Origin of the sequence: Nocardia sp. NPDC004168, assembly GCF_040610355.1 — a bacterium.
GTDB classification, from domain to species: Bacteria; Actinomycetota; Actinomycetes; order Mycobacteriales; family Mycobacteriaceae; genus Nocardia; species Nocardia sichangensis.
Genome location: NZ_JBEXME010000007.1, coordinates 115,074 through 129,305, shown reverse-complemented (window position 1 = coordinate 129,305; position 14,232 = coordinate 115,074). Strand labels below are relative to the sequence as shown.

The window sequence follows — 14,232 nt, the reverse complement described above, 5'->3', positions numbered from 1 at the left end:
AGCACGACATGACCGAGATCCGACCCCCTTCCGACGACGAACGTCGGCTCGCCGAACTGGGCTACAAGCAGGAACTGGCCAGATCATGGTCGGGTTTCTCGAATTTCGCCATCAGCTTCACGATCGTGTCCATCCTGACCGGCGGATTGGCCAGTTACGGCATCGGTCTGGCGAACGGCGGCCCGATCACCATGGCCTGGGGGTGGCCGCTGGTCTCGCTCATGGTGTTGTTCGTCGGACTCGCCATGGCGGAATTGGCCTCCGCCTACCCGACCTCCGGCGGCTTGTACTGGTGGGCCGCCGAACTGGGCGGACCGGTGTGGGGCTGGTTCACCGGATGGTTCAACCTGATCGGGCAGATCGCCGTGACCGCGGCGATCGATTACGGCGCCGCCATCTTCACCACCGTGGTGTTGAACGTCGTCGGAATCGACATCGGCACCGACCGCACCGCGATTTTCCTGGTGTTCGCCGCCATCCTGGTCCTGCACGCCGTCTTGAACGTGATCGGCCCGCATCTGTCGGCGGTGATCAACAATGTGTCCGCGTGGTGGCACGTGGGTGGTGTGACGATCTTCGTGGTCGTCCTCGGCTTCGGAGCGGAACACCACCAGAGTGCCCGATTCGTCTTCACCGAGACGGTGGACAACAGCGCGATCGGATTCGGCGGGGTCGCGTTCAGCTTCCTGCTCGGCCTGCTGCATGCGCAATACACTTTCACCGGCTACGACGCTTCCGCGCATATGTCGGAGGAAACACACGACGCGTCGCGGATGGCGGCCAAAGGGATCATCAACACGATCGTCGTGTCGGCGATCGCCGGATATCTGCTCATCATGGCGGTGACGTTCGCCATCCCGAATCTGGACGACGCGCTGGATCCCGCGAAGAACAGCGGCTATCCCGTGATCTACATCCTGGAGAACTCGCTGAACGGCTTCTGGTCGGGTTCGCTGCTGATCATCGCGGCGGTCGCGCAATTGTTCTGCGGATATGCCTCGGTGACTTCGGCTTCCCGCATGCTGTTCGCGTTCGCGCGGGACGGCGCGGTGCCGGGGTCGAGGTTCTGGTCGCGGCTTTCCACGCGCAAGGTACCGGTGCACGCGGTGCTGTTCATCTCGTTCTTCGCGTTCGTGCTGCTGATTCCGTCCATGCTGGTGCCCGCGGCGAACGCACCGACCGCCTACGCCGCGGCGACCTCGGTCGCGACCATCGGTCTCTACATCGCCTACGGCATTCCGATCCTGTTGCGGCAGCGGCACGGGAGCCGATTCCGCACCGGCCCATGGCGATTGGGCGCGTGGTATCGCCCGGTCGGAGTGGTCGCGTTGATCTGGATCGTGCTGATCAGCTTCCTGTTCATCCTGCCCACCGACGCCCGCGGCTATCCGTGGCACAGCGAATTCACCTGGAACACCGTGAACTACGCACCGATCACCCTGGTCGGCGTGGTGGGCGCGATCGGCATCTGGTGGCTGGCGTCGGCTCGGACCTGGTTCACCGGGCCGAAACGGACGGTGGACGAGCCGCCCGCCGACCAGCCGGAGCAGGAGGCGCCGGCCAACGCCTGAGGTACGACCGGTCCGGTCGCGGCTTCCCTGATCTGGCGTATCGAGTTTGTCGGCCTCGGTCGCTAGGGTGTGTCGGCATGGAAAGGACCGACCTGGTGCGTTTTTCGCCCGCCGGGAGAATTGTGTTCCCGGGCAATCCGTGGCCGGAAGGGCACGCGATCGAGGAGTTCGCGTGGACCGGCCGCATGGACCAGGCCGGCAGCCTGTGGTTCGATCTGCACCTGCGCTCCGCGGCGTACAACGCCGAACGCGACCCCGCTCACGGCGAGGAGGACGGCGAGGACTGGCTGTCGCCGATCGTGTGGCAGAACTATCACAGCTGCACGCTGTCGTCCACGTACTGGGGCGAGGACGACGCCACCGGCCTGCGCGCCGCGGCGCCGGGCCTGCCCTTTCGACTGAAATCCGAACAACCGCAGCGCCTCACGGTCGACCCGCTGCCCCTCGCGCACGCCGACGACGTCGGATACCTTGCGTTCAACATCTACCTGCTCGGGCACGACTCGGTCGCCGACCAGGAAGTGTCGTTCACCCGGCGATCCGACGGCAGGCACGACATCGACTGGCAGGGTCGAATCGCGCTGACCTACGCGGGTCAGGTCGAATTCCGGTACCGATTCCGGGCCCGGATATCCGGCGCCACCCTCGAATACATCCGTTTCCCGGCGGAAATCTCCGCCGATCGAGCGCTCCGCCAGCTCGGCGCCGTGCTCGACGCGCCCGAGGAGTTCGAACTGGGCCTGGTCGACGGGCAGCCCGCGTGGGTGTCGAGAATGCCGGTCTAGCGTTTTCGGCGCCGGTTCACCGGTTGCCGGTATGGCCGGGCAGCACGCACACCGAATCCAAGCCGAGCACGTGGTTCAACCGGCCGAACGCCAGCCATGAGCCGATGCTCATGCTCAGTTCGACGACTTCGGCCTGACTGTAGCGGGCGAGCATCCGATGCCAGAACTCTTCGTCCAGGTTGTGATGGTCGGTGGCGTAACGCTCGGCGTATTCGGCGGCGAGCCGGGTGCGTTCGTCGAAAGCGTCGGTGGTGCGCCAGTTCGTGACGGCGTCGGCGAATTCGGGCTCGACCTTCACCCCGTCGCGTTCGGTGCGCCAGTCCATGCAGAACAGACAGCCGTTGATCTGGGCGATGCGCAGCCGGGCCGCCTCGAACTCACGCAGGCCGAGCGTGCTGTGCGAGTACACCGACAGCGAGAAATTCGAGGCGGCGACGCCGATGCCGGGGACCATCTCACCCCAGACGTAGCCGATCGGATCCTTGCCCTCGGGAACGTCGATGATCATGGGTGCTTCCTTCCGAGTTTGCCGACGGCGGGACGCAACGGGACATCCAGTGCGTCGTAGAGTCCGGGTTTCGCCGCCACCAGCCAGTCGATTGCGCCGACCAGGCGGCCGACGGCCGTGGCGTTCCCGCCCGCGGAGCGGTTGCCGTCTTCGTCGGTCGCCTCGACGGTCACTTCGATGCGCGGGTGCCCCTCGATGATCACCCGGTGCGCGCCCGCGCCGCCATCGGCCGGTACGGGCCAATCGGGCGCACACGTCGGATGGATGCGGGTGACGTGTTCGACGACCAGTCGCGGTTGCCCCGCGACGATGCCCTGCACTTCGAAACGCACGGCGCCCTGGGTGCCTGCCTCGAATTCACCCATGGACGTCGTGGTGACGGTGGCGTCGAGGGAGCGCCGATCCAGCGTCTCGCGGATCTCGTCGAGTTCGACACCGAGCGCCCGTGCCATCAGCCGGATCTGCCCGCCCCACACCATGGTCGGCACCGACGGCGCGAGCATCGGCGGCTGATAGTCCATCGGCTGCCCCATGCCGACCAGGTAGCGCACCGAGTCCGGCTGGTCGTAGGTGGAGTAGTCGAAGATCTCCTGGCAGCGGATCGTCTCCACCGTGCTCCCGAGCCCGCTGATCAGCAGCGGCAGTACGTCGTTGCCCCACCCGGGGTCGATACCGGAGACGAACAGCGATCCGCCGCTCTCCGCGATCGCCGCCAGTACCGGGTCGCGTACCTCCGGCGGTGCGTTGCGCGGATCGTAGAGGGCGTAGAGAGCCGGGGTGACGACCACCGCGCCCGCGCGCAGCGCGCGCACGATATCGGCGAGCGCGTCGTCCGGCCGGATGTCGCCGGAGGCCGCGTAGACCACCGCGTCCGGGCGTGCGCCGAGAACGGCGCCGACATCATCGCTCGCGGCGACGCCCAAGTCCCGATCCAGCCCGCCGAGTTCGCCCGCATCGCGGCCGACCTTCGCCGGATCGTGCACCAGCACCCCGGTCAAACGCAGCGCGGGGTGCGCGTCGACGGCCCGGATGGCCGCCCGGCCGACGTTGCCGGTTCCCCAGACCACCGTGGAGATCATCGATCGAGCGTAGCAAGCGCTTGGTCGGCTGTTCGGCGTTCCGGAAAAGCGCTCCGATCACCCTTAAGCGCCACAGGCACTCCATCCGCCGGTTCCGGGAGCGACGGTCGCAGCGGACCGTTCGCCCATGGCAGCGCGGGACAGCGGCGTCGCCGATGCGATCCTTCTCCTCGCTTCGGATATCGACAACAGGGTCCGCACACGCGTGCGCCGCCCGATTCCGCGCCCGGCTCGCCACTACGCACCATTGGGAAATGGCGTGAACTACCCGGTAGCGTTGGGGCTCGGGGCATTACCTACCGCCAGGGATCGCGGCGCAGTTCCGGTTCGCGGCGAGTACGGTATATCCCGCTGCCCGGCGCGGGGGCGGCGGTCGGGATCGGGTGGAAAGGCAGGCGCGCGACAGTGAACGAGCGGTATTCGTCGTGGGCTGCCCGGAATACGCCCGAAGAGCTGCCGCTGGCCGCGCGTTACCAGAGCGCGGATCCGATCCGCTGGCACGGCAGCATGGTCTACCCGATGTACACCGAGCAAGTCGGCCCCGCGCCCACCACCATCGCCTTGACCATGATCTCCGCCGCACCGCCCGCAGGGCTGCGTGGGCTCGGCATGGGTCTGTCGGTCGTCGACGGCTATCTGGACCTGCACGGACGTTCACTCGCCGGAGTCGACGCGTGGAGCGACGCGTTGGCCGCGGGGGTCAGCTTCGCCGTCACGCCCACCGCGCCGGTGACCCTGGTGACACTGACCCCCGTCTGGGTGGACGAATTCGGCACGCAGAAGTCGTGGACGGGCAACTACGGCATCGTCGTCGAGCACCGGCCCAACGGTCGCGTCGTGCTGTGGTGCAGCATCGGCGAGGGACCACCGAACTTCGCGAACCTGGTCGTGGAACTGTCCACCGCTCCCACACCGGTCGCCCCGGAGCCTCCGGCTCCCGCCGCGCCCGCGACGGCTCCGATCGGCATGAATCCGCCCATTCCGCAGGCGATCTCGTCGGCGGGCCCGCCCACCGCGCCTACCATGCCCGTTCCGCGTATCGACGCCGCTACGGCCGCGAGCGCATCCGCGACGGCGGCCGAACGGCTCACCGGGGTTTCCTCGGCAGCCGTCGGTGGCGGTGCCGAGAAAACGACGGAAGCGACCCAGCCCCGCCGCGCAGGCAGTCTCTTCGTGAATCTGCAGTCGTCCCGCGCCACACGATCCACTGCGGAAACTCCACCTTCCGCTCCCGGCTCCCGAGCCCCGGACAGCGCGCAGCCGGCGTCGAGCTCGACCACCCAGTCGGCTGGGCCGCAGCCGGAGTCCGAAGTACCCGCCCGGAACCTCGCTCACCATCCGAGGATCGCGCACGAGAGAACGGCGGCGGACTCGTACGGAACCTTCGGACCTCCGGTCGCACATACACACCCGCCCGAGGACCCGGCACGCTCCCGCACCGGCCTGCTGCTCGGCAATACGCCACCCGCACCGAACGCTCCGCTACCCGCTCGCCCCGCGGCGGACGGCACGAGCACCGAAGCCAGCCCGATCGTCGCGAATCCGTGGACCGCACACCCCTATCGCGCACTCGACCCCATCGGCACACACATCCAACCCCAAACAGGCACCTCACCTCCCGGGTCCGAACCCGTCCCCCAGGACACTCGAGTCCCGGCCACCACCTCCCCCTCGGCAGACGGCCCGCACTCCGGATCGAGCCCGCGGGTCGCGAACCGTCCAACTGCGGCGGACCCCAGCGCACTCGACCCCATCGGCACACACACCCAACCCCAAACAGATACCTCACCTCCCGGGTCCGGGCCCGTCCCCCAGGACACTCGAGTCCCGCCCACCACCTCCCCCTCGGCAGACGGCCCGCACTCCGGATCGAGCCCGCGGGTCGCGAACCGTCCGACGGTGGACCCATATCGCGCATTCGACCTCGCCGGCACGCACACCCAGCCCCCGGCGCAGACTTCGCCTTCGAGTTCCGGCGCTGCGGAGCCGAATCACGTCCAGCGAGAATCGAACTCACCGCTCGGCGGGCAGGTGTCGCAAACGCCCCCCGCAGCGGAGAAACCCGTCCGTGAGCTCGACCCGGTGGACACGAACAGCAGCCCCCCGGCGAGCGTGCCGAGTACCCGGGTTCCCGATACGGCGTCGGTGCCGAACGGAGTCCCGCAGTCCGACGAACGGCCCGCTCCGGTCGACGCCCCGCCCCGGGCGAGCGAGTCCAGGCAGTCGGGCGACCCCGGGTATCGCGGTGCGCTCTACGACCTCGGCGTCGCGATGTACCGCCGCGGCGACGAAGAGCAGGCATGCGGACTGTGGGCGCAGGCCTCCGATGCCGGGCACGCGGGTGCCGCCTACGAACTCGGCATGGTTCGGCTGCGGCGCGGCGATCCCGTCGGGGCCGAATCCTGGTGGCGCACCGCCGCCGACCGCCACGAGCCGCGCGCCATCGCCGAACTCGCCGATCTCCTCGACCAGCTCGGCAAGCACGCGGAGGCCAAGTCCTGGCGGGCCTACGCCGCCGAGCGGCAAGACCCGGACGTGGTCGGCCAGTCGACGCCGCGCTGAACTCTACGGTGCCGCATCCGGAAAAGAAGTGGCACACGGCTGGGTGACGGTCGTACGGTGCGGGACATGTGTGGCAGTCCCGGCATGAACGGAGCGTACGCGGTCGGCGCGTATTACCTCCGGCTGCGTACGGAGGCCTGGGCTCTGCCGGTGCACCGTACCGCTGCGATCTCCTGATCCGTTCGAGCGGAATCCGCGTCGGTGACCGGTAGCGGTCGTCGCACTCTTCGTGCCCTGGCATGGGTCCGGGCGAATCGACCTTCCCGATTCGACCACTCCGTTCGGAGGACACCCATGTCCCGCCATCATTCCCTTTCGCGTGCCCGCGGCAGCGACCCGGCGACCACGCGAAAGCGGCTCTCGCAGAACTTCCTCACCGACGCACGCGCCGCCCGGCTGATCGTGCACGCCTCCGGCGTCACCGCCGACGATCTCGTTCTCGAAGTCGGACCCGGTGACGGCATACTGACCAGGCAATTGCTGACCGTGAGCGGCCGGGTCCGCGCCTACGAGAAGGATCGGCGCTACGCGGCACTGCTGGGCCGCCGATACGCGGACGACCCGCGAATCGCGTTGTACCACCGAGATTTCCGCAGGGTGCGCCCGCCTCGGGAGCCGTTCGCCGTCGTGGCCAACGTGCCGTTCGCCATCACCACCGACATCGTGCGCTGGTGCCTGGCCGCGGGCGGGCTCACCTCCGCGACCCTGCTCACCCAGCTCGAATTCGCTCGCAAGCACTCCGGTGATTACGGCCGCTGGACGAAGCTCACCGTCGCCCACTGGCCGACGACGGCGATCGAACTGGGCGCGCGCGTCGGCAGGCACAGTTTCCATCCGGTTCCGCGAGTCGATGCCGCCGTCCTGCGGTTGCGCAACCGGCCCGAGCCGTTGCTGCCACACGAGCAGCTCGGCGCTTTCCGCGCGCTGGTCGAGCTGGGTTTCTCCGGAGTCGGGGGAAGCGTGGCCGCGTCGTTGCGGCGGGAGTTTCCCGCGCGTGCCGTCCGCAGCGCTTGCGGGGCGGCCGGGGTACCGCTCGAACAGCCGGTCGGGCTGGTCTCCCCGGATCGCTGGCTGACCCTGTATCGCGCGCTGCGCGCCTGAGGGGAACCAACCCGCTACAGGAACGTATCGGATACATTCATGCATCGAGGCGAGGACAGGAGCAGCGTGACCAACTTCGGCGACTACCAGAACGAGATCTATTTCCAAGGGCTCGGCGGTGTGCTGCCCGATTTCCCGATGACGTACGCCGACCTGGAAGCCAAGGCGCAGGCGGCGCTGCCACCGGGCATCTGGTCGTACGTCGCGGGCGGCGCGGGCGACGAACTCACCCAGCGGGCCAATGTCACGGCGTTCGAGAAACTCGGCCTGATCCCCCGCATGTTGCGCGCGAGCAAGACGCGCGACCTCTCGATCGAGCTGTTCGGCATGACGCTGCCGACGCCGATCTTCCTTGCCCCGGTCGGAGTGATCGGGCTGTGCGCCCAGGACGGGCACGGCGACATCGCCACCGCCAAGGCCGCGGCGCGCACCGGCGTTCCGATGGTCGCCTCCACCCTCACCGTCGATCCGCTCGAGGACGTGGCGGCGGAGTTCGGCGACACCCCCGGGATGTTCCAGCTCTACACCCCCACCGATCGGGATCTCGCGCAGAGCCTGGTCCAGCGGGCGGAAGCGGCGGGATTCAAGGCCATCGTGGTCACGTTGGACACCTGGGTGCCCGGCTGGCGCCCGCGCGATCTGACGAATTCCAACTTTCCTCAGCTGCGCGGCCACTGCCTGGCCAACTACTTCAGCGATCCGGTCTTCCGAGCCCTGCTGCCCAGCCCACCCGAACAGGATCCGAAAACCGCCATCCTCACCTGGATCTCACTGTTCGGCAACGCGTTGACCTGGGACGACCTGGCGTGGCTGCGATCGCTGACCGACCTGCCGCTCGTCCTCAAGGGCATCTGCCATCCCGACGACGCACGGCGCGCCAAGGACGCGGGCGTCGACGGCATCTACTGCTCGAATCACGGCGGCAGACAAGCCAATGGCGGCATCCCCGCGATCGAGCATCTGCCGGAGGTGGTCGCGGCGGCCGACGGCCTGCCGGTGCTGTTCGACTCCGGCGTCCGCACCGGCGCCGACATCGTCAAAGCGCTGGCGCTCGGCGCCACGGCCGTCGGCATCGGACGCCCCTACCCCTACGGGCTCGCCCTCGGCGGTGTCGACGGCCTCGTGCACGTGGTGCGTTCGCTGCTCGCCGAGGCCGATCTGCTGATGGCGGTGGACGGCTACCCGACGATCGCCGACCTCGGTCCGGAAGCGATCCGGCGGCTCGCCTGATCCACACGAAACCGCACGCCAGGCGAAACGCCCCGCGCGTACGGCGCGCCCGACGACCAGAGCGGGCGGCACGCGCGGGGCGGCTCGAAATCAGGCCGACAGCGGTGTGAAGTCCCGGCTGCCGATGTAGCCCGGTCGCGGCGCGGGCGCGGCGAACGGGTCGACGAGCGTGTTGTGCACGCTGTTGAACACCACGAAGATGTTCGACCGCGGGAACGGCGTGATGTTGTTCGACGACCCGTGCATCAGGTTGGAGTCGAACAACAGCGCCGAGCCCGCCCGGCCGGTGAACTGACTGATCCCGTACCGGTTCGCGAGCGCGGTGATGTCGTCGCTCGTCGGCACGCCGATCTCCTGCTCCTGCAACGACTCCCGGTAGTGCTCGGCCGGAGTGCTGCCCAGGCACGGCACGAAGGTGTGGTGCGAGCCCGGCATCACCATGAGACTGCCGTTGATCGGATAGTTGTCGGTCAACGCGATCGACAGGCTCACCGCTCGCGGCGCGGGCATGCCGTCCTCGGCGTGCCAGGTCTCGAAATCGGAGTGCCAGTAGAAACCGGTGCCGCGGAAACCGGGCATGTAGTTCACCCGGCTCTGGTGCACGTACACCGGCGACCCCAGCACCTGTTCGGCCAGCCGGAGCACCCGCGGTTGACGCACCAGTTCGGCGATCGCCTCGCTCAGCTTGTGCACCTCGAAGACCGAACGCACACGGTTCGACGACTTCTCCACGATGACACGGTCGTCGTCGCGCAGCGCCGGATCGTTCGCCAGCCTGGTGATCTCCTCGCTGTACTCGCCCACTTCCGTGGGCGTGAGCAGCTGATCCAGGATGGCGAACCCATCGGCGTCGAACGAGGCCAGTTCCGGGCTCTCGACCTCCCCCCACACCGCGGGGTCGGCACGCTCCAAGTGCGGAGCGGGCGCGCCGAGACGGGTCGGGTAGCGATCGTAGCGAGCCGTCTCGGGCGGTGTTTCGGTGTGCTGCAGAACCATTGGTGTCCTCAACCTCCGATCGTCGCGGTGACCAGCGGATAGACGCCGTTGCTGTCGTGAACCTCCTGACCGGTGACCGGCGGGTTGAACACGCACATCATCCGCATCGTGGTGCGCACCTCCAAGCGGTGGCGTTCGTGTCCGTCGAGCAGGTACATCGAGCCGGGCGCGAGCTCGTAGGTGACGCCGTTGTCAAGATCGGTCAGCGTGCCCTCGCCTTCGACGAGCCACACGGCCTCTACGTGATTCAAATAGTGGAACTCGTGCACCGTCCCGGCGTCAATGGTGGTCTCGTGGAACGAGAAGCCGACGCCGTCGCCGCCCAGGACGATGCGCTTGCTGCGCCAGCCTCGGCCCGCGACGTCGCGCTCGGTACCGGTGATCTCCGCGGTGCTGCGCACGATCATGCGATCGCCCCCATCCCGCCGCACACCGCCTCGACGGCGCCGGTGAGGACGCCGAGCCCCTGGTCGAGTTCCTCGTCGGTGACCGTCAGCGGCGGCAGCAGCTTCACCACCTCGTCGGTCGAGCCGGAGGTCTCCACCAGCAGCCCGCGCTCGAAGGCGATCTGGCAGACCTTGCCCGCCTGTGAGGGATCGTCGAACACCACGCCTTGCACCAGTCCGCGTCCACGGGTCGAGACGCCGGGGAAGTGCGCGGCCAGCTCGCCCAAGCTGCGCGCGATCTTCTCACCCTTGGCCAGGGTCGCGGTCTGCAGGGCGTCGTCGGACCAGTAGTGGCGCAGCGCGGTCGTCGCGGTGACGAACGCGGGGTTGTTGCCGCGGAAGGTGCCGTTGTGCTCACCCGGCGACCACTCGTCCAGCTCCGGCTTGAACAGCACCAGTGCCATGGGCAGGCCGTAGCCGCCGATCGACTTCGACAACGTCACGATGTCGGGCGTGATGCCCGCGATCTCGAAGGAGAAGAACGGTCCGGTGCGGCCGCAGCCCATCTGCACGTCGTCGACGATCAACAGGATCTCCCGCTCCGTGCACAGCCCGGCGAGGTGGCGCAGCCACTCCGCGCGGGCGACGTTGACGCCGCCTTCGCCCTGCACCGTCTCCACGATCACCGCGGCCGGGCGGTCGAAGCCCGACGAGGTGTCGTCGAGCACCTTCTCCATCCACTGGAAGTCGGCGGTGGTGCCGTCGAAGTAGCCGTCGTAGGGCATGTGCGCGGCGTGCACCAAGGGCACACCGGCGCCCGCGCGCTTGGCGGCGTTGCCGGTGACCGACAGCGCGCCGAGGGTCATGCCGTGGAAGGCGTTGGTGAAACTGACGATGGTCTCGCGGCCGGTGACCTTACGCGCCAGCTTGAGCGCGGCCTCGACCGCGTTGGCGCCGGTCGGGCCGGGGAACTGGACCTTGTAGTCCAGGCCGCGCGGGGTGAAGAGCGTGTCGCGCAACGTCTCCAGCAGTTCGCGCTTGGCTCCGGTCGACATGTCGAGGCCGTGGGTGATGCCGTCGCTCGCGATGTAGTCCAGCAGCGAGCGCTTGAGCACATCGTTGTTGTGCCCATAGTTCAGGGCACCGGCGCCCGCGAAGAAGTCCAGGTAGTCCTTGCCTTCCTCGTCGCGCAACCAGCTGCCCTTCGCCGTGGTGAACACGGTGGGCCAGGCGCGGCAGTAACCGCGCACGTTCGACTCCAGACTCTCGAAAACGGTGGTGTCCGCGTTGATCATCGGTGATCCTCCTCGGTGGTGCGGGCGGTCGGGGCGATGCGATACAGGTCTTCGGGTGCGTGGCTGTCGGGGAAGACGCCCGCGTCGAACAAGTGGCGCTTGGTCACCTCGGCGCCGCGCGCAGCGGCCACCGACGTGAACAGCGCGATGGAACCGGCGTTGTCCGGCGAGATGGTGGTTTCGAGTACTGAAACTCCCTGAGCCGCGACGCTGTTGAGCAACGTGTGGAGCAGCTCGGCACCGATGCCGCGGCCGCGCTGCGCGCGGTCCACCGCGATCTGCCAGACGAAGACGGTGTCGGGCGCCTGCGGACGGACGAATCCGATCACGTATCCGACGACGCGACCGTCGGATTCGGCGACCACCGAGGTTCCGGCGAAGTCCCGGCACCACATCAGGTACGCGTAGCTCGAATTGACGTCCAGCACCGCGGAATTCTTCGCGATGCGCCACATCGGGGCGCCGTCGCCCAAGCGGGGCGTGCGCAGGACCACGGCGGGCCCGGCGCTTCTCCGAGACGGGGTGGCCCCCAGAGCGGCCGCGGCGTTCCCGACGCGCGATCGCTCGATCTCCGCTGGGGACAGGGTTGGCGATGACATACAACTCCCTCGTCTGATCAGCAGTACTTATCCAGGCTTGCGAAGCGACTTTGAGGTGAACCTGTCGACTTCTTTACGGTCGTATTACGGATGGATGTCGCCGAGCCGGGGCAACCGCACGACGAATCGCGCGCCGCCGCCGGGACGGTCGGTGCAGTGCACCCCGCCACCGTGCGTGGCGACCGTCTCGGCGACCAGCGCCAATCCGATCCCCGTCCCGTCCGGCGAGCGGCGGCCGCTGCGGGCGGTGGCGAATCGTTCGAAGATCCGGTCGCGGTCCGCGGCGGGGACGCCGGGGCCCGCGTCGTCGACGGTGAGCACCGCGTCGGTGCCGTCGCGGTCGATGCCGACCGCGACCACACCGCCGCCGTGCCGGTCGGCGTTGTGCAGCAGGTTGGCCACCGCGCGCTCCAGTTCGACCTTGCGGCCGCGCACGGTGACGTCCTGGCGCACCGTGAGCAGCTCGCCCGGATAGCGACGGTCGCTCAGCGTGTGCACCAGCAGGTCGCGCACCGACAGCGGCTCGGCGTCGCCGTGATGCATGCCCGCTTCCACCCGCGCCAGGGCGAGCAGATCGTCCAACAGTTTGCGCAGGTGCTCCACCTCGGCGGTGACCAGGCCGAGCGCCCGTTGCGAACGTTCCGGCAGATCCCCGCGGTGCCGGTTGAGCACATCGACGCTGGCCATCAGGGTGGTCAGGGGCGTGCGCAGCTCGTGGCTGACGTCACCGAAGAGCCGGTGTTCGCGCTCGATGCGCCGTTGCAGCGAGTCCACCATGGTGTTGAACGACTCGACGGTGATCGCCAGATCCTGGTCCCCGGTCGCGGGCAACCGCTGGTCGAGATCACCGGAGGCGATCCGCGCGGCGGTGCCCGCGAGCTGATGCAGCGGGGTCAGCACCCGCCTGCTCGCCCACCAGCCGACCGCCGCGCCGATCAGGGTGACCACGACGGCGCAGCAGATGAGCACGTTGCGCAGCAGATCGAGATCCGCGTTGAGATCTCCCGGCGATTCGCTGCCCGCGTGTGTTCGCTGCGCTTCCAGGTAGCCGCGGCTGATCACGAAGACCGAAACGACCAGTACCAGCGACATCAGCGCGGCGATCGTCGCGAAGGCGGCGGTCACCCGGGCGCGAAGGCTCCAGGCGTTCGGATTCCAGCGTTCGGCGTCGGAGCAGCGTTCAGCGGCGCACATCGAGGCGATAGCCGAGTCCGCGCACCGTCACCACGATGCGCGGATCGGACGGATCCCGCTCGATCTTCGTGCGCAAGCGGCGCATGTGCACGTCCACGATGCGTTCGTCGCCGAAAAACCCACGGTCCCAAACCCGTTCGAGCAGCGCCGTGCGGCTGAGCACCCGGCCCGGCGTCTCGGCCAGCTCACACAGCAAACGGAATTCGGTGAGCGTCAGCCTGATCTCCTCGTCGCCGCGGCGCACCACCCCGCTGTCCTGCGCGAGGACCAGCGGAGCCGTGTCGTCTGCCTCGAGCACCATCTCCTGCGGCGTCTCCCGTTCGGCGGTCAGCCGGAAGCGGCGGCGCACCGCGCGCATACGAGCGGTGATCTCCTTGATTTCGAACGGCTTGGTCACGAAATCGTCGGCACCCGCCTCCAGGGCGGCCACCACGTCGTGGGTGTCGTCGCGAGCGCTGACCACGATGATCGGGACGTCATGGTCGCGGCGGATCTCCCGGATACACTCGAACCCGTCCATGCCGCCGAGCATCAGATCGACGATCATCACATCGGGAACACCGTTGCTGCGCAGATGAGTGAGCGCGTCTTCGGCTTCCTCCGCCTCGTCGACGTCGTATCCCTCGTCTTCCATAGCGAGTCGTAACGCACCACGGACCCGGTCGTCGTCTTCCACGATCATCAGGTTTGCGCTCAAGACCTTATCCCTTGCAGACATGCGGAAGCGCGTCACGATGCGGACAACCGCATCCCCATACCGACGCGACCTTCCGCTTTTCGAGCAACCTTTGCTCGGCTTCGAGTACCCCTGTGCCCGGCCGGTAAACGTCCGGCAGACCGATGTGGGGCCTCTTGGTTGTTCCATCGACGCTATACGCCCGCCCGACTCGGGCAGCACCGGGGCGGCAGCGGAACTCGCCTTCCGC

At 68.2% G+C, this 14,232-nt stretch carries 13 protein-coding genes; 5 read left to right on the top strand and 8 right to left on the bottom strand.

The genetic code is table 11. The annotated features are described in order from the left end of the window. The first annotated feature begins 8 nt into the window (after positions 1 to 8). Positions 9 to 1,571 carry an amino acid permease gene (locus ABZW96_RS16245; RefSeq protein WP_355075285.1) on the top strand — a complete coding sequence of 521 codons (1,563 nt, stop codon included), beginning with the start codon at positions 9 to 11 and terminating at the stop codon, positions 1,569 to 1,571. Positions 1,572 to 1,648: 77 nt separating this feature from the next. Further along, positions 1,649 to 2,356 carry a hypothetical protein gene (locus ABZW96_RS16240; protein WP_355075283.1) on the top strand — a complete coding sequence of 236 codons (708 nt, stop codon included), beginning with the start codon at positions 1,649 to 1,651 and terminating at the stop codon, positions 2,354 to 2,356. A 16-nt stretch (positions 2,357 to 2,372) separates the two neighbouring features. On the opposite strand, the gene ABZW96_RS16235 is transcribed toward ABZW96_RS16240, so the two are convergent. Continuing rightward, entirely contained in the window at positions 2,373 to 2,864 is a 492-nt protein-coding gene (locus ABZW96_RS16235) for a carboxymuconolactone decarboxylase family protein (protein ID WP_355075281.1), read from the bottom strand. Beyond that, positions 2,861 to 3,943 carry a dihydrodipicolinate reductase gene (locus ABZW96_RS16230; RefSeq protein ID WP_355075279.1) on the bottom strand — a complete coding sequence of 361 codons (1,083 nt, stop codon included), beginning with the start codon at positions 3,941 to 3,943 and terminating at the stop codon, positions 2,861 to 2,863. Before ABZW96_RS16230 ends, ABZW96_RS16235 begins: the two co-directional genes overlap by 4 nt. Positions 3,944 to 4,348: 405 nt before the next feature. Here ABZW96_RS16230 and ABZW96_RS16225 point away from each other — a divergent pair, with 405 nt between their 5' ends. The 3 genes from ABZW96_RS16225 (at position 4,349) to ABZW96_RS16215 (ending at position 8,836) form a co-directional block, all read left to right on the top strand. Then, complete coding sequence (locus ABZW96_RS16225) at positions 4,349 to 6,505, top strand: hypothetical protein (protein WP_355075277.1); 2,157 nt, start codon at positions 4,349 to 4,351, stop codon at positions 6,503 to 6,505. Positions 6,506 to 6,799: 294 nt separating this feature from the next. After that, a complete protein-coding gene (gene erm, locus ABZW96_RS16220; RefSeq protein ID WP_355075275.1) occupies positions 6,800 to 7,606 on the top strand; it encodes a 23S ribosomal RNA methyltransferase Erm in 807 nt (268 codons plus the stop codon). A gap of 66 nt (positions 7,607 to 7,672) precedes the next feature. Then, entirely contained in the window at positions 7,673 to 8,836 is a 1,164-nt protein-coding gene (locus ABZW96_RS16215; protein WP_355075273.1) for a lactate 2-monooxygenase, read from the top strand. A gap of 90 nt (positions 8,837 to 8,926) precedes the next feature. Here ABZW96_RS16215 and thpD read toward each other — a convergent pair whose 3' ends face one another. The 6 genes from thpD to ABZW96_RS16185 form a co-directional block, all read right to left on the bottom strand. Beyond that, positions 8,927 to 9,832: an ectoine hydroxylase gene (gene thpD, locus ABZW96_RS16210; protein WP_355075271.1), complete on the bottom strand. Its 906-nt coding sequence runs from the start codon at positions 9,830 to 9,832 to the stop codon at positions 8,927 to 8,929. Positions 9,833 to 9,840: 8 nt separating this feature from the next. Then, positions 9,841 to 10,239 (bottom strand): ectoine synthase, encoded by a 399-nt coding sequence (locus ABZW96_RS16205; protein WP_355075269.1) that lies wholly within the window; start codon positions 10,237 to 10,239, stop codon positions 9,841 to 9,843. Further along, entirely contained in the window at positions 10,236 to 11,513 is a 1,278-nt protein-coding gene (ectB, locus tag ABZW96_RS16200) for a diaminobutyrate--2-oxoglutarate transaminase (protein ID WP_355075267.1), read from the bottom strand. The genes ABZW96_RS16205 and ectB overlap by 4 nt, the downstream gene beginning before the upstream one ends. Continuing rightward, complete coding sequence (ectA, locus tag ABZW96_RS16195) at positions 11,510 to 12,112, bottom strand: diaminobutyrate acetyltransferase (protein WP_355075265.1); 603 nt, start codon at positions 12,110 to 12,112, stop codon at positions 11,510 to 11,512. Before ectA ends, ectB begins: the two co-directional genes overlap by 4 nt. A gap of 84 nt (positions 12,113 to 12,196) precedes the next feature. Beyond that, positions 12,197 to 13,306: a HAMP domain-containing sensor histidine kinase gene (locus ABZW96_RS16190; RefSeq protein ID WP_355075263.1), complete on the bottom strand. Its 1,110-nt coding sequence runs from the start codon at positions 13,304 to 13,306 to the stop codon at positions 12,197 to 12,199. Continuing rightward, on the bottom strand, positions 13,293 to 14,003 hold the full coding sequence (locus ABZW96_RS16185) for a response regulator transcription factor (RefSeq protein WP_355075261.1): 711 nt from the start codon (positions 14,001 to 14,003) through the stop codon (positions 13,293 to 13,295). Before ABZW96_RS16185 ends, ABZW96_RS16190 begins: the two co-directional genes overlap by 14 nt. Between the last annotated feature and the right edge of the window lie 229 nt (positions 14,004 to 14,232).

What these genes read in the sequence shown, in the direction of transcription:
- ABZW96_RS16205 (WP_355075269.1), bottom strand. Translation starts at nt 10,239, where the DNA reads ATGATCGTGCGCAGCACCGCGGAGATCACCGGTACCGAGCGCGACGTC.
- ectA (WP_355075265.1), bottom strand. Translation starts at nt 12,112, where the DNA reads ATGTCATCGCCAACCCTGTCCCCAGCGGAGATCGAGCGATCGCGCGTC.
- ABZW96_RS16240 (WP_355075283.1), top strand. Translation starts at nt 1,649, where the DNA reads ATGGAAAGGACCGACCTGGTGCGTTTTTCGCCCGCCGGGAGAATTGTG.
- ABZW96_RS16245 (WP_355075285.1), top strand. Translation starts at nt 9, where the DNA reads ATGACCGAGATCCGACCCCCTTCCGACGACGAACGTCGGCTCGCCGAA.
- ABZW96_RS16190 (WP_355075263.1), bottom strand. Translation starts at nt 13,306, where the DNA reads ATGTGCGCCGCTGAACGCTGCTCCGACGCCGAACGCTGGAATCCGAAC.
- ectB (WP_355075267.1), bottom strand. Translation starts at nt 11,513, where the DNA reads ATGATCAACGCGGACACCACCGTTTTCGAGAGTCTGGAGTCGAACGTG.
- ABZW96_RS16230 (WP_355075279.1), bottom strand. Translation starts at nt 3,943, where the DNA reads ATGATCTCCACGGTGGTCTGGGGAACCGGCAACGTCGGCCGGGCGGCC.
- ABZW96_RS16235 (WP_355075281.1), bottom strand. Translation starts at nt 2,864, where the DNA reads ATGATCATCGACGTTCCCGAGGGCAAGGATCCGATCGGCTACGTCTGG.
- erm (WP_355075275.1), top strand. Translation starts at nt 6,800, where the DNA reads ATGTCCCGCCATCATTCCCTTTCGCGTGCCCGCGGCAGCGACCCGGCG.
- thpD (WP_355075271.1), bottom strand. Translation starts at nt 9,832, where the DNA reads ATGGTTCTGCAGCACACCGAAACACCGCCCGAGACGGCTCGCTACGAT.